This is a genomic window from Brevibacillus centrosporus (assembly GCF_046622605.1).
Classification (GTDB): domain Bacteria; phylum Bacillota; class Bacilli; order Brevibacillales; family Brevibacillaceae; genus Brevibacillus; species Brevibacillus centrosporus.
In genome coordinates, this window is record NZ_CP176856.1 from 365,001 (window position 1) to 378,575 (window position 13,575).

General features: G+C 52.0%; 10 protein-coding genes and 1 rRNA gene (1 of these 11 cut by a window edge). 10 read left to right on the top strand and 1 reads right to left on the bottom strand.

Features of this window, described 5'->3' with window-relative positions; genetic code table 11:
• From ACLIN2_RS02065 to ACLIN2_RS02110, 10 genes are all read left to right on the top strand, one after another.
• Nucleotides 1–1,944: ribosomal RNA gene (locus ACLIN2_RS02065) — 23S ribosomal RNA — on the top strand (it extends 983 nt beyond the left edge of the window).
• Nucleotides 1,945–2,187: 243 nt separating this feature from the next.
• Entirely contained in the window at nt 2,188–3,639 is a 1,452-nt protein-coding gene (locus ACLIN2_RS02070; RefSeq protein WP_411504505.1) for an efflux RND transporter periplasmic adaptor subunit, read from the top strand.
• A gap of 9 nt (nt 3,640–3,648) precedes the next feature.
• On the top strand, nt 3,649–6,798 hold the full coding sequence (locus ACLIN2_RS02075) for an efflux RND transporter permease subunit (RefSeq protein ID WP_411503106.1): 3,150 nt from the start codon (nt 3,649–3,651) through the stop codon (nt 6,796–6,798).
• A gap of 45 nt (nt 6,799–6,843) precedes the next feature.
• A complete protein-coding gene (locus tag ACLIN2_RS02080; RefSeq protein WP_092270481.1) occupies nt 6,844–7,518 on the top strand; it encodes a response regulator transcription factor in 675 nt (224 codons plus the stop codon).
• The gene (locus tag ACLIN2_RS02085) at nt 7,518–8,807 is read left to right on the top strand and encodes a sensor histidine kinase (protein WP_327932298.1); all 1,290 of its coding nucleotides are present in this window, start codon (nt 7,518–7,520) and stop codon (nt 8,805–8,807) included. Before ACLIN2_RS02080 ends, ACLIN2_RS02085 begins: the two co-directional genes overlap by 1 nt.
• 200 nt (nt 8,808–9,007) lie before the next feature.
• On the top strand, nt 9,008–9,295 hold the full coding sequence (locus ACLIN2_RS02090; RefSeq protein WP_400587021.1) for a HesB/YadR/YfhF family protein: 288 nt from the start codon (nt 9,008–9,010) through the stop codon (nt 9,293–9,295).
• A gap of 123 nt (nt 9,296–9,418) precedes the next feature.
• Complete coding sequence (locus ACLIN2_RS02095; protein ID WP_411503107.1) at nt 9,419–10,228, top strand: TrmB family transcriptional regulator; 810 nt, start codon at nt 9,419–9,421, stop codon at nt 10,226–10,228.
• 28 nt (nt 10,229–10,256) lie between these two features.
• The gene (locus ACLIN2_RS02100; protein WP_092270492.1) at nt 10,257–10,991 is read left to right on the top strand and encodes an AzlC family ABC transporter permease; all 735 of its coding nucleotides are present in this window, start codon (nt 10,257–10,259) and stop codon (nt 10,989–10,991) included.
• Entirely contained in the window at nt 10,982–11,311 is a 330-nt protein-coding gene (locus tag ACLIN2_RS02105) for an AzlD domain-containing protein (RefSeq protein WP_411503108.1), read from the top strand. The genes ACLIN2_RS02100 and ACLIN2_RS02105 overlap by 10 nt, the downstream gene beginning before the upstream one ends.
• A 123-nt stretch (nt 11,312–11,434) precedes the next feature.
• The gene (locus ACLIN2_RS02110) at nt 11,435–12,340 is read left to right on the top strand and encodes a hypothetical protein (protein WP_411503109.1); all 906 of its coding nucleotides are present in this window, start codon (nt 11,435–11,437) and stop codon (nt 12,338–12,340) included.
• Nucleotides 12,341–12,399: 59 nt separating this feature from the next.
• Here ACLIN2_RS02110 and menC read toward each other — a convergent pair whose 3' ends face one another.
• On the bottom strand, nt 12,400–13,548 hold the full coding sequence (menC, locus tag ACLIN2_RS02115) for an o-succinylbenzoate synthase (protein ID WP_092270501.1): 1,149 nt from the start codon (nt 13,546–13,548) through the stop codon (nt 12,400–12,402).
• Nucleotides 13,549–13,575: the final 27 nt, after the last annotated feature.

Consider the following 13,575-nt stretch of genomic DNA (forward strand, 5'->3'; position numbering starts at 1 on the left):
GAGTCAGACGGTGAGTGCTAAGATCCATCGTCAAAAGGGAAACAGCCCAGACCATCAGCTAAGGTCCCCAAGTATACGTTAAGTGGGAAACGATGTGGAGTTGCCCAGACAACCAGGATGTTGGCTTAGAAGCAGCCACCATTTAAAGAGTGCGTAATAGCTCACTGGTCGAGTGACTCTGCGCGGAAAATGTAACGGGGCTAAACGTATCACCGAAGCTATGGCAGTCCTTACGGACTGGGTAGGGGAGCGTTCCAAGCAGCAGTGAAGCCGTACTGGAAAGAGCGGTGGAGCGCTTGGAAGTGAGAATGCCGGTGTAAGTAGCGAAAAGACAAGTGAGAATCTTGTCCACCGAAAGCCTAAGGTTTCCTGGGGAAGGCTCGTCCTCCCAGGGTTAGTCGGGACCTAAGCTGAGGCCGAAAGGCGTAGGCGATGGACAACAGGTTGATATTCCTGTACCACCTCTGTTCCGCTTGAGCAATGGCGTGACGCAGGAGGATAGGGTGAGCGGCCTACTGGATGGCCGTCCAAGCAGCAAGCCTGGTGTGTAGGCAAATCCGCACACCGTAAGGGCAAGCTGTGATGGCGAGGGAAATTTTAGTACCGAAGTCCCTGATTTCACACTGCCAAGAAAAGCGTCTAGCGAGGAACAAGGTGCCCGTACCGCAAACCGACACAGGTAGGCGAGGAGAGAATCCTAAGGTGCGCGGGATAACTCTTGCTAAGGAACTCGGCAAAATGGCCCCGTAACTTCGGGAGAAGGGGCGCCTCGGTAGGGTTAATAGCCCGAGGGGGCCGCAGTGAAAAGGCCCAAGCGACTGTTTAGCAAAAACACAGGTCTCTGCGAAGCCGCAAGGCGAAGTATAGGGGCTGACGCCTGCCCGGTGCTGGAAGGTTAAGGGGATGGGTTAGCGCAAGCGAAGCTTTGAACCGAAGCCCCAGTAAACGGCGGCCGTAACTATAACGGTCCTAAGGTAGCGAAATTCCTTGTCGGGTAAGTTCCGACCCGCACGAAAGGCGTAACGACTTGGGCGCTGTCTCGGCAAGAGACCCGGTGAAATCATAATACCTGTGAAGATGCAGGTTACCCGCGACAAGACGGAAAGACCCCATGGAGCTTTACTGTAGCCTGGTATTGGAACTTTGTGCATCATGTACAGGATAGGTGGGAAGCTGAGAAGCAGGGGCGCCAGCCTCTGTGGAGCTGTCGGTGGGATACCACCCTTGATGTACGGAGTTTCTAACTCGTCGCCCTTATCGGGCGAGAGGACCATGCCAGGTGGGCAGTTTGACTGGGGCGGTCGCCTCCCAAAAGGTAACGGAGGCGCCCAAAGGTTCCCTCAGAATGGTCGGAAATCATTCGTAGAGTGTAAAGGCAGAAGGGAGCTTGACTGCGAGACCTACAAGTCGAGCAGGGACGAAAGTCGGGCTTAGTGATCCGGTGGTTCCGCATGGAAGGGCCATCGCTCAACGGATAAAAGCTACCCTGGGGATAACAGGCTTATCTCCCCCAAGAGTCCACATCGACGGGGAGGTTTGGCACCTCGATGTCGGCTCATCGCATCCTGGGGCTGAAGTAGGTCCCAAGGGTTGGGCTGTTCGCCCATTAAAGCGGTACGCGAGCTGGGTTCAGAACGTCGTGAGACAGTTCGGTCCCTATCTGTCGCGGGCGTAGGAAGTTTGAGGAGAGCTGTCCTTAGTACGAGAGGACCGGGATGGACGCACCGCTGGTGCACCAGTTGTCACGCCAGTGGCACAGCTGGGTAGCTATGTGCGGACGGGATAAGCGCTGAAAGCATCTAAGCGTGAAGCCCCCTCCAAGATGAGACTTCCCACAGCGCAAGCTGGTAAGACCCCTCATAGACGATGAGGTTGATAGGTTCGGTGTGGAAGCGTGGTAACACGTGGAGCTGACGAATACTAATCGGTCGAGGACTTATCCACACTCTTAGCAAACATGCAGATCCAGTTTTGAAGGTACGGAAATGAAAAGGCTGCATTCTCGATTACTTGAAAAAGTGATGGAGAATGCAGCTTTTTTTGTTTTACCAGGGAGAAAGCGGTATCTTTTGTTTTTTCAAATTTAATTCAAAAAAATCCATGCTCTAATGAATTTATCTATACATATGCCTGCCTTTTGGCCCAAGCCAGATCGCAGACGAAACGGAGGAAAGCAAGGTGAATCGAATGATTCGTAACATCACCATGGGTCTATTGGTACTGGCTGTGGTGAGTGGGTGCTCTAGCAATCCTGAAGGTGCAAATAGGAGAAATGCTCAGGCAGCCCGAGCAGTGCCTGTTGAAGTGAAAAAGGCAGTAAAAGAGGAATTCGCCGTACAAATGTCGCTCTCTGGACGGTTGGAAGCCATCCAGCAGGTAGAGATTCCTACGAAAGCGACGGGGAGAGTGCAGCAGCTTCTCGTGAAGGTAGGAGATAATGTTAAAAGTGGACAGCCCCTTGTGGTCTTGGATGGGGAAGAACTGCGAATTCAGATGCAAAAGGCCCAGGCTTCTATGATGTCAGCCAAGGCTCGATATGCAGAGGCGACTGAAGGGACCGAAGCAGAGGTGCTTGCGCAAACAGCCAATTCCTTGGCAGATCTGCAAAATAAAGCGAACGCAGCTAAAGTAGACTTGGAGCGTGCCCAGAAGCTGTTTAGTGAAGGGGCCATTTCGACGGCAGAGGTAGAGAAAGCCAGATTGGCGCTCGCAACTGCACAAACGAATCTAGAGAATCAAAAACAAAAAGCCCAACAGGAGAAAAAGGGACCAACTCAGGCAGCATTGGATTCGGCGGTCGCGACATTGAAGCAGTCTGAGGCTGATTACGCCCTGTCTCAATTAAATGTTTCGAATTTAACGATCAAATCTCCCATTGATGGCATCGTAGGATCACTGACGGCAACAGTCGGGGAAAACGTTTCGAATAATGCAGTTGTCGCCCAGGTCATTAACATATCTACGATGAAAGTAACTGCCAAAGCAAGTGAAGGGCAGGTAGGACAATTCGAGCCGGGACAAAGCGTATCGGTAAAAATTCCTTCTGCTAATGTAACCGTTAATGGAAAAATCACTTCGGTGAGCCCAATGGCGGATTCGAGCAAGTCGTACCCGATTGAGATTGAGGTAGCCAATACGGATTTGAAAGCAAAGGCGGGCATGGTTGCTTCGGTTGAAGTGAAAGGAAATCCGCATCAGGCGATTCTCGTCCCGCGTGAAGCCGTTATCACGAAGGCACAGAACTCGTATGTCTTTGTAGTCGAAGGCGACAAGGCCAAGCAAGTAACCGTGACAACCGGGGAGTCCGATGGAACAAGAATTGAAATTCTGACCGGATTGCAGGGCGGAGAGTCTGTCGTGGTACAAGGTCAAAATACGCTGACCGGAAATGCTACTGTCGCCGTAATCGATCCGAATCAAGCGAAGAATGCAGCCGGCAAAAAGTCTGGAGGCAATGGACAAGGGAATGGCGGCTGGCAGGGTCAAGGTGGAGGCCAAGGCAATGGACAAGGCGGGCAACGCGGACAAGGAAACCAAGGCGGCACTGGGGACCAAGCCAACCCGGGAGGTCAAGCAAACCCATCAGGACAAACAAACAGTACAGGGAACCCCGAGCCTTCGGCAACCCCAAAAGGATAGGTGAGCCCCATGCATATATCGGAACGCGCTATTCGTCGTCCCGTCACGGTAATGATGGGAGTCCTCATCGTGCTTATCTTGGGAATTATGTCATTGACCCGGATTCCCATCGATCTGTACCCCAAAATTGAAATACCAACGATTGCCGTCATCACCAGCTATTCAGGAGTAGGTCCTGAAGAGATGGAGAACCTGGTGACGAAACCGGTAGAGCAAGCAGTCGCCTCCGTAGCTGGTATCAAATCGATAACATCTACGTCCAGGGAAGGCTCATCAATGGTGATCGTCGAGTTTTCCTACGGAACCGACCTGGATAAAGCAGTGACAGAGGTAACACAAAAGGTCGAGCGTGCGAAGCGCTCGCTGCCTGATGATGTAGATTCTCCGACTGTTGCCCGAATGGATCCGAACAGTACAGCTGTATTAACGCTGGCTGTCTCTGCAGACATGGGAGCTGACCAGCTGAAAAGCTACGTGCAAGACCAGATGGCTCCTTCCCTCGAACGTGTGAACGGAGTCGCCTCCGTAACGGTATCAGGCGGGCTGGACAGGGAAATTAAGATCGTCGTTGACCAAGCGAAACTGGAGCAATACGGCATCTCGATCTCCGACATCAGCTCGCAGTTGAAAAGTCAAAACCTAGATTCGTCAGGTGGGAACATCACGGAAGGCGGCGTATCTTACACCGTCCGTTCTTTAGGGAAATTCAAATCGGTAGATGATATTCGCAAAGTATCCATTCCTTTGAAGGATGGCAGCCGCATCTTCCTCGAAGAGCTGGCTCTCATCCAGGATGGCTTTAAAGAAGCTTCTATCGAAAATACAATGAACAAACAGACTACTGTTACCATGTCGATCATGAAGCAGTCCGGCACCAACACGGTTGCTGTCGCCGATGAGCTTTATGCGGAGATAGACAAGCAGCGAGCCAGCATGCCGCAGTCGATGTCTGTCATGGCACTCTCGGATCAGTCGTCGTTCATACGTGCGTCGATTGACACGCTGGTTCACGACACCCTGATTGGTGGGGTGCTGGCGATCCTGATCATCCTGCTTTTCCTGAAAAGCGCAAGCAATACCGTCATCATCGCAACTGCAATTCCGATCTCTGTCATTTCTACGTTTACGCTCATGTACTTTGCTGACATGTCGATTAACATCATGAGCTTGGGTGGTTTGACTCTCGGGATCGGGATGATCGTCGATGATGCGATCGTTGTGTTGGAGAATATTCATCGCCATCGCGAGACAGGCCTGTCTATCAAGGAGTCAGCGGTGAAAGGGACGAAGGAAGTAGCGATGCCGGTTATTGCCGCTACGCTCACCACCGTTGCGGTTTTCTTCCCGATCGTATTCGTAGAGGGAGTCACTGCTCAGCTGTTCCGGGATTTGGGTGTCACAGTATCCTTCTCCCTCTTGGCATCGTTGATCGTATCGCTGACGGTCACGCCAATGCTGACTTCAAAATGGACGAGGTCGCATAAAAAGGAAACGCTGAAGGCAGCTGCACATGGTGTGAAAAGCAAAGAGTCGCGCGGCCTTGCTATGTATCGCCGCATTTTGAACTGGTCGCTGCATCATCGCAAATCGGTTCTCGCTATTGGCCTCGCTTCTCTGGTAGCAGGTGTAGGACTGATCCCGTTCATCGGCTCCGAGTTTATGCCTACCTCTGATCAGGGACAAATCAACGTTTCGATTTCCATGCCGAACGGAACGGAGCTGGAGAAAACAAGAGAAGCTGTCACCCAGGCAGAAGCCATTTTGGCGACCATTCCGGAGGTCAAAACGATCTTTACCGCTTTGGGCTCGACTAACGCGACACGCGGGAACTCTGCTTCTACCTCAGCCGGATCGTTCCTGCTGATCTTGTCCGACAAGTCAGAGCGTCAACGTACGACTGCCGAGGTCACAGATGAAATCAGACAAAAGCTGAATCGCTTCCCAGGAGCAAGGCTACGTGTCAGTGAAGCAGGAGGCACGACCCTGCCAGGTATGGGCGGCGGTGGGGGAGGATCGTTCGGTGGAGCTGCGCCGATCTCCTACGCGATTCGCGGAAACGACGAGGATACACTGAAGGAAGTGGCAGAAGGCTTGACGGCTGCCATCAGTGAGGTACCAGGTGTTCGCGAGGCAGACAACAACCTCGAGGAATCCCGTCCGGAAATTCAGGTCAAGCTGGACCGTGTGCGCGCAGCTGATCTGGGAGTAACACAAAGCCTCATTTCCAGTACGATTCAAACGGCCTTGAGAGATCAGGTCGCGACCAAATATGAAACAGCCGGTACAGAAGTAGATGTGACGCTTAGCCTCGGTGACGGACAGGTCAGCAGCATGCAGGAAATCGGCAATCTGCTCCTGACGACACCGAAAGGCGAGCTGATTCAGATCAAAGACGTAGCAGAAGTCGTGATGGCGAATGGTCCGCAAGCGATCCAGCGCTACAACCAGACGCGCGTGGTCAATGTCACGGCATCCACAGCGCCTGGGCAAGACCTGGGTACGGTTACGGCGTCGATCGATCAGGTGCTGGCGACGTATCCGATGCCGCCGGGGTATACACTGGAGAAGCAAGGACAAAATCAACAGATGGATGAGTCTACGAAAAGCATGCTGATTGCGTTTGGACTCGCGATCGTCCTGGTTTATATTATCCTGGCTGCCCAGTTCGAGTCTGTGGTCTATCCGCTCTCGATCATGCTGTCCGTTCCTTTGTCGATCTTTGGGGCTACGTTCAGCCTGTGGGTAACGGGAAGACCGGTCAGCGTACCAGCCTTTATCGGGCTGATCTTGCTCGCAGGGCTGGTTGTTCGAAACGCGATTGTATTGATCGACTTTACCAATATTATGCGCCGGGAAGGCATGAGTCGGACGGAAGCCTTGCTCACCGCAGGCCCTGTACGTCTGCGTCCTATCTTAATGACGACATTTTGTACCGTTTTGGCGCTGCTGCCTTTGGCGCTTGGCTTGGGAGAAGGTGCAGAAAGCCAGGCTCCGATGGCGACGGTGGTTATCGGCGGTTTGCTGTTCTCTACCATGCTGACACTCGTTGTGATTCCAGTCGTTTATGCTATTCTGGATGATATGACAGTCCGATTGAAGAAAACCGTACGAATCACCTTGCCGTTCCGCAAACCGAAGACGGTGGGCATTGAAAAATAAACGAGCGTTCGCAAGAGGCTTTGTACAGATGAAAGAGGGATAGATATGCTGATTCTCGCAGTGGAGGATGAACAGGCTCTGCTTCAGGCAATTGCCGGAGTCCTGACGGATGAAGGCTATCAAGTGGACACGGCCGATCGTGGTGACGACGGACTGTTGCTGGCGCAAAGAGGCATCTACGACCTGCTGGTACTCGACATCATGATGCCAGGAATGGATGGACTGACACTGGTCAAAACTTTGCGTGCCAAAGGAATTACGACTCCTGTGCTGTTTTTGACGGCAAAGGACAGTGTAAAGTCCCGTGTGGAAGGCTTGGACGCGGGAGCAGATGACTATCTGGTCAAGCCCTTTGCTGCAGAGGAGCTGAGTGCAAGGGCCAGAGCGCTATTGCGGCGCAATGGAAAGACAGGAGCAGAGGGGGAGATGGCTTATGGCCCTCTCTCTCTGAAAGTGAATGAGTACGACGGCTTTATCGACGACGAGCCGATGAAGCTGACGAGCAAGGAATACGAGCTGCTCAAATACTTTTTGCAAAACCGGGAGCAAATTCTGACGCGCCAGCAAATCTTTGACCGGGTGTGGGGCATTGATTCGGACGCCAACTACGGGGTAGTCGATCTGTACGTCCACTATTTGCGGAAGAAGCTAGGGCCCTACGAGAGCTTTATCCGCACGATCCGCAACGTAGGCTACATTTTGAAAAAGGAAGAGCGATAATGTTTCAAAAAACCCGGATTCGCCTGGTAACCTTAAACGTTATCGTTGTATTTCTGTTGTTAAACGGTCTAGGGAGCGCGGTGTACTTTACGATGAAGTATCGCCTGTACTCGCAGGTGGACCGGGAACTGGCCAAAGTGGCGCAGCGATTGATGGTCGATCCCTTGCCACGCTTGCAGCGGAACAACGAGGATCAGTTCCCCTACAATCGCATGGATCGAAAAAAATTCAACGAGATGGACCGCAGATATGCCCTGATCGCTTGGGACAGTTTAGGGACGGCTATCGGAACCGCTTTTGGAGAACGGCTAGAGCCAGAGGATTTACCGCGTTTTCGGAGCGTCGCGAAACAGGATGGAATTGAGACGCTTTCCTTCAATGGCGAGACCTTTCGCGTGCACACGGTCACCATGCCGAAAAAGGTGATCGTCGGTGATCGGCTTCAGATCGCCATGCAGTATCAAGTTGTGTACAATCTGGCACCGGAACAAAACATGCTAAGCAGCCTGCTCTACGTCGTGGCGATCGGGGATGCGGTGAGTGTAGTGATTGCCATTGTAGCAGGTCTTTTTCTGGCGAGAAGGGCACTCATCCCCATCCAAGTCTCTTGGGAAAAGCAGCAGCAGTTCATCGCCGATGCGTCCCATGAGCTGCGTACACCGTTGACTGCTATCCTCGTCAATCTGGAGCGGCTGTTTCGCTATCCGGATCATACGATTGAACAAGAGAGCGAGAAAATCATGATCGGGATGCAGGAAACACGTCGACTAAGCAAGCTCGTAGCAGACCTTTTGACACTGGCTCGCAGTGATTCCAACGAATTGCAAATCATGAAGCAGAAGCTGCGGCTGGACGAGCTCGTGCAAAAGTGCACCCAGGTGTTTGCCCAGATGGCGATCGTCAAGGAAATCAACCTGGAGACAGAGATCGAGCAGCCATTGGAAATTGTCGGGGATGAAGAGCGATTGCATCAGCTTTTGGTCATCCTGCTGGACAATGCGCTCAAGTACACAAACGAAGGCGGCAAGATCTTCGTTTCCTGCAAGCGCGAGGGACAAAGAGTGACTGTCATGATCAAGGATACGGGAATCGGCATTCCCAAGGACGACATCCCGTATTTGTTTGATCGATTCTTCCGCGTAGATAAGATGCGTTCACGGCAAACGGAAGGGACCGGCTTGGGATTATCCATCGCCAAATGGATTGTCGACGCACACCATGGCAAGATTCAGGTAAGCAGTGAAGAAGGAGTGGGAACAAGCTTTTATCTCTCTCTCCCCATAAAGTAATGGCATTCTGGGCAAGGAGTCGTTTTCCCTTTTCAGGGAGATCGGCTTTTTTATTGCTTCCGAAAGGAGAAACGACGTGAGCATCTCTCCCGAAAGTTGCGTTTCTATACTTTTTTACTGTACATATTTAGAAAGTGAGGTAAACTACTGAGGAGAGGAATACTACGAAAGAGAGCTTTCCGAAGAGGAGTGTGGAATAGATGAATCTAAACGTAACAGCAGCAGCAGTGGACTGGTTTCGCCAGGAATGGGGCTGTGAGGCTGGGGATACCATTCGCTTTTTTGTTCGCTATGGAGGAGTCAGCACGGTGCAGGACTCGTTTTCCATGGGGATCGCCAAGGAGCAGCCGAACGAAATCGGGCTTTCCACAACAGTGGACGGCATTACCTTTTACATGGAGAAGGATGAGCTGTGGTACATGAATGGGCAGGGCTTGACGGTCGATTACTTGCCCGCGACAGACGAGGTTGATTTTAAACTGACATAACAGCATCAAGTGCCATCATCAACAGGCAGGGGACGTGTTCCTCTGCTTTTTTCTTTTTCCAATTGACAGGGGCAAACGAGCGATTTTATAGTAAGTATAATACTAACTACTAAAGGAGCGGCTATGGAAGAAATTTATAAGGAGCTGCAAAGGCTGGGATTTTCCCAGTACGAATGCAAAGCCTACATTGGACTGCTGAAACATCATCCGATTACCGGGTATGAAATCAGCAAAAGAACCGGTGTGCCTCGGTCAATGATCTACGAGGTGGTTGGGAAGCTTGTTGAAAAAGGGGCCGTCTATATCGTACCTTCCGAGCCCGTGACGTATTCGCCTTTGCCGGCCAGAGAGCTGATTGCCCGGCAACGCCGGCAATTTGAACAATCGTTTGATTATCTGGAAAAAGAGCTCGCTGCCATGGAAAGTGAACGGGAAGTGGATGTCATCAAGCGGATCGATGGGGATGAGCTGGTGATCGCGGAAATGAAAGAGCTGATCGGAAATGCGAAAGCAGAGCTCTGGCTGTCCATCTGGGAGCTGCAGGTACCATTTATCCAAACACAAATCGATGGTTGCTGTGACGAGGGGATTGATGTTTTTACCGTCCTTTTCGGAAAGGCAGAAACGAGAGTGGGAAACACCTATCATCATGATTACATGTCTCCAGAAGTGGCAGAGGAACGCATGGGGGGACGTTTGACTATTGCCGCCCGTGATGTGGAGGAAGTGTTGATCGGGAATTTTGCACCTGGCAAGAGCGCGTGGGCGGTGAAAACGCGAGATCCTGCCCTGGTTTTGGTAGCAATGGAGTACATCAGGCATGACATCATGTTTGCAGAAGTGACCAAAGAGTTGGGACCTGAGAAAGTAGAAGCGCTTTGGAGAACAAGGCCGGATCTCTATCACGTGGTAACGGGGAAGCGCTTCAAGTAAAGGGATAGAAACGAAAAGGGGAAGCGTAATGAGGGAGCAAAACATTCGACTGAAAGCAGAAGCAGTCATAGAGGGAGAAGAAACCTTTCTTGCAGGTGTAAAGGATTGTATCCCCACGTTGCTCGGTTATTTAAGTATCGGATTTGCTGCAGGCGTCGTAGAAAAAACGGCAGGGCTTTCCATCACAGAGATCGCTTTGCTGTCCATTTGTCTATACGCAGGCTCCGCTCAGTTCATAGCAGCGGGGATGATGGCCGCCAACGGTTCAGCATCTGCCATCATTATCACGATTTTTTTTGTAAACCTAAGGCATATTTTACTTAGCGCCGCTTTATCACCCTATTTTCGGCATCTCACACCGGTGCGCAATATGCTGATCGGTTCGCTGCTAACCGATGAGACGTTTGGGGTAGCGATCAATGAAGCAGCCAAGCGCAAACGGATCAGTGAAAAATGGATGCACGGTCTCAATATTACTGCTTATGCCAACTGGATCATTGCCAATATCGCAGGGGCGTATTTGGGACAGTGGATTGCCGATCCGGAGAAGTTCGGTCTGGATTTTGCCCTGCCAGCCATGTTCATCGGGTTGCTGGTGCTGTCCATGGTTAGCCGAAAACAGTGGCGTCTCGATATCGTGGTCGGGATCAGCGCAGTGGTACTTGCGGTAGGAGTATCACTCGTATTGGGTGGAAATATTGGGGTAATCGCTGCGACCTTGATTGCGTCAACGATAGGGATGGTGATAGAAAGATGGAAGTGAGATGGGATGTCCTCATCATTATTTTGGGTTCAGCGCTCGTTACCTTTCTCCCGAGAGTAGTGCCTCTCATGCTGCTCAGCCGTATGACACTGCCTGAATGGGGAGTACGTTGGCTGAGTCATGTCCCGATCTCCGTGATGGCGGCCTTGGTTGGGCAGGAGCTGTTCTTAAGCGATGGGAAATGGGCTCCCCTATCGTCAAACGTGGAGCTGCTCGCAGCGATCCCGACATTTTTGGTGGCGATCAAAACGCGCAGCCTGCTAGGAACGGTCGTGGTTGGCATTGTCACTATTATGCTTTTGCGTTATTGGATAGCGTAATCCTTTTACGGGAAGCTCCGAAATGCTCGGGGCTTTTTTATTTTTTTGATTTAAATACTTAACAAATAAAAATGTTTGTTATATTATGAATGCATAGTCAAAAGAAAAGGGAGGAAATGGAAGATGGGACGTTTGGTTGATTCTTACTTGGAGCTTGGGGTAGTTGGAATGGCACGGGCAGCCGCATCGGGTTGGTTCGGGGGTCACTACGGAGCGGCGCTGCTTGCAGGCTATTTCATGACGCGCGAGCACGATTTGCCAGAGCATGTCATCGAGGGCATCGAGCGTACCTGTGAGTCGTATCGCCTGTTGAAGCCGGAGTGGTTTGAACCGTCAGATGAGGGTGAAGCCGCAGATCCAGCTCTTCTGCAAAAGGTCCTGGATGGCTTGAAGGAAAACGTGCAAAAGCTGCGTACCTCTGGCCATGGGCTCGCGCTTGGGGTGCTTGCCTTGAAGGCTTTGCGTGAGCGTCCGGATCTGATTCGTCCCTCTGTTGTGGACGGTCTGGTCACCCTTTTGAAAAAGACCTTGGAAGACAAACCGGGTCGTTACTGGGGTGTTCCGAATTACTTCGACCTGACTGACGATGACATCCAAGACGTGGCGGCTTACAATACGACTTTGGAGATGGCAGAAAGGACGTTTGAGACCATTCCTCCCATCGCGCGTGGGCGTGCCATTGAAGGGGTCGTCTATCATCTGGCGGGGGAAGTGGAGCACGGAATTACCCATGCCCATGCACTTACGGATTTGGAGCGCTTCGGGTATGGTGAGCTGACAGAGATGGGCATGAAAAATCACCGCCTGCAGCTACAGCTCAATCGGCAAATCCCTGACTTTGTCTTGGCGGAGGAAGTGAGGGAGCCAGCTTTTGAGCAAATTACCTCCCCGGTGTACTGGGCAAAGACATACAGCGATCCGCATGCGCTCAAGGTCCCGTATGCTGCTCTGGATTTATTGAAACGGTTGCCGCAGAAAAAGCGGGCTAAAGCCGAGCATGAGGTATGCAAGCTGCTCACGATAATGTAATCCGTCTCGCAATCATGAAAGAGGGAGATCGCTGAGGATCTCCCTTTTCTTATTCGTATTTAAAAGTTGGGAATGACAGTCGTGGTCGATTCGCGGTTGGCGAAATAGCTTTTGTGCTCAATAAGGGCGTCGCGGACGACATCTTCGTTGATGACCATCCCGATCCCTGGAGCAGTCGGTACGTCCAGAACACCCGGAGCCGCGAAATCGATCATCGGGCTGACGACATCCGCTGCAAAGTAGCGATGGGATGGCGAGGTGTCACCCGGAATCGTGAAGTTGGAGAGGGAGGCGATCGCGATATTGTGAGCGCGTCCGATCCCGACTTCCTGCATGCCGCCGCACCAAACCGGGACGTTGTGCGCCTGACAAAGGTCGTGTACCTTTTTCGCTTCGGTCAGTCCGCCTACACGCCCGATCTTGATGTTGATGATTCGGCAGCTTCCGAGCTCGATCGCTTTGCGCGCATCCTCGACGGTGTGGATGCTCTCGTCCAGACAGATTGGCGTTTTCAGCTCTCTTTGCAGGGTCGCATGGTCGATGATATCGTCATGAGCCAGAGGCTGCTCGATCATGATCAGTCCGAATTCATCTAGCTCTTTCAGCAGAGCGATGTCCTTGAGCGTATAGGCCGAGTTGGCATCCGCCATAAGCGGAACATCTGGACCAAACTTTTGGCGGATCGCCCGCATCGGTTCTACGTCAGCGCCCGGCTTGATTTTAACCTTGATCTTCTTGTAGCCGTCACGGATAAAGCCGTCAACGCGCTCCAGCAGCTTTTCGATGGTCGGCTCGATCCCGATGCTCACGCCCACATCGATCTGCGTGCGTGTACCGCCCAATGCTTGGGAGAGGGAGATGCCGTTCATTTTCGCATACAGATCCCAGATGGCGCCTTCCAGCGCAGCTTTGGCCATGTTATTGCGGCGCATCCACGAAAAAAGGCGGGAGACATCGTCAGGATGCTCGATCTGGCGGGTGAACAGCTGCGGGATCAAATACTTCTCCAGCATGTACCACACTGTATCTACGTCCTCTTCGTTGTAGACCGGGACGTCCATCGCAACGCTTTCCCCAAAACCGACGTATGGACCGCTGTAGGCGCGGACGAGGATGCACTCTTTGTGCGTTTCGAGGCCCATGCTTGTAACAAACGGAGCCGTTAACGGGATTTTGATACGCTGCAGGTCAACGCGTTCGATTTTCATGATCATCTCTCCTAGGCAATGGGATAG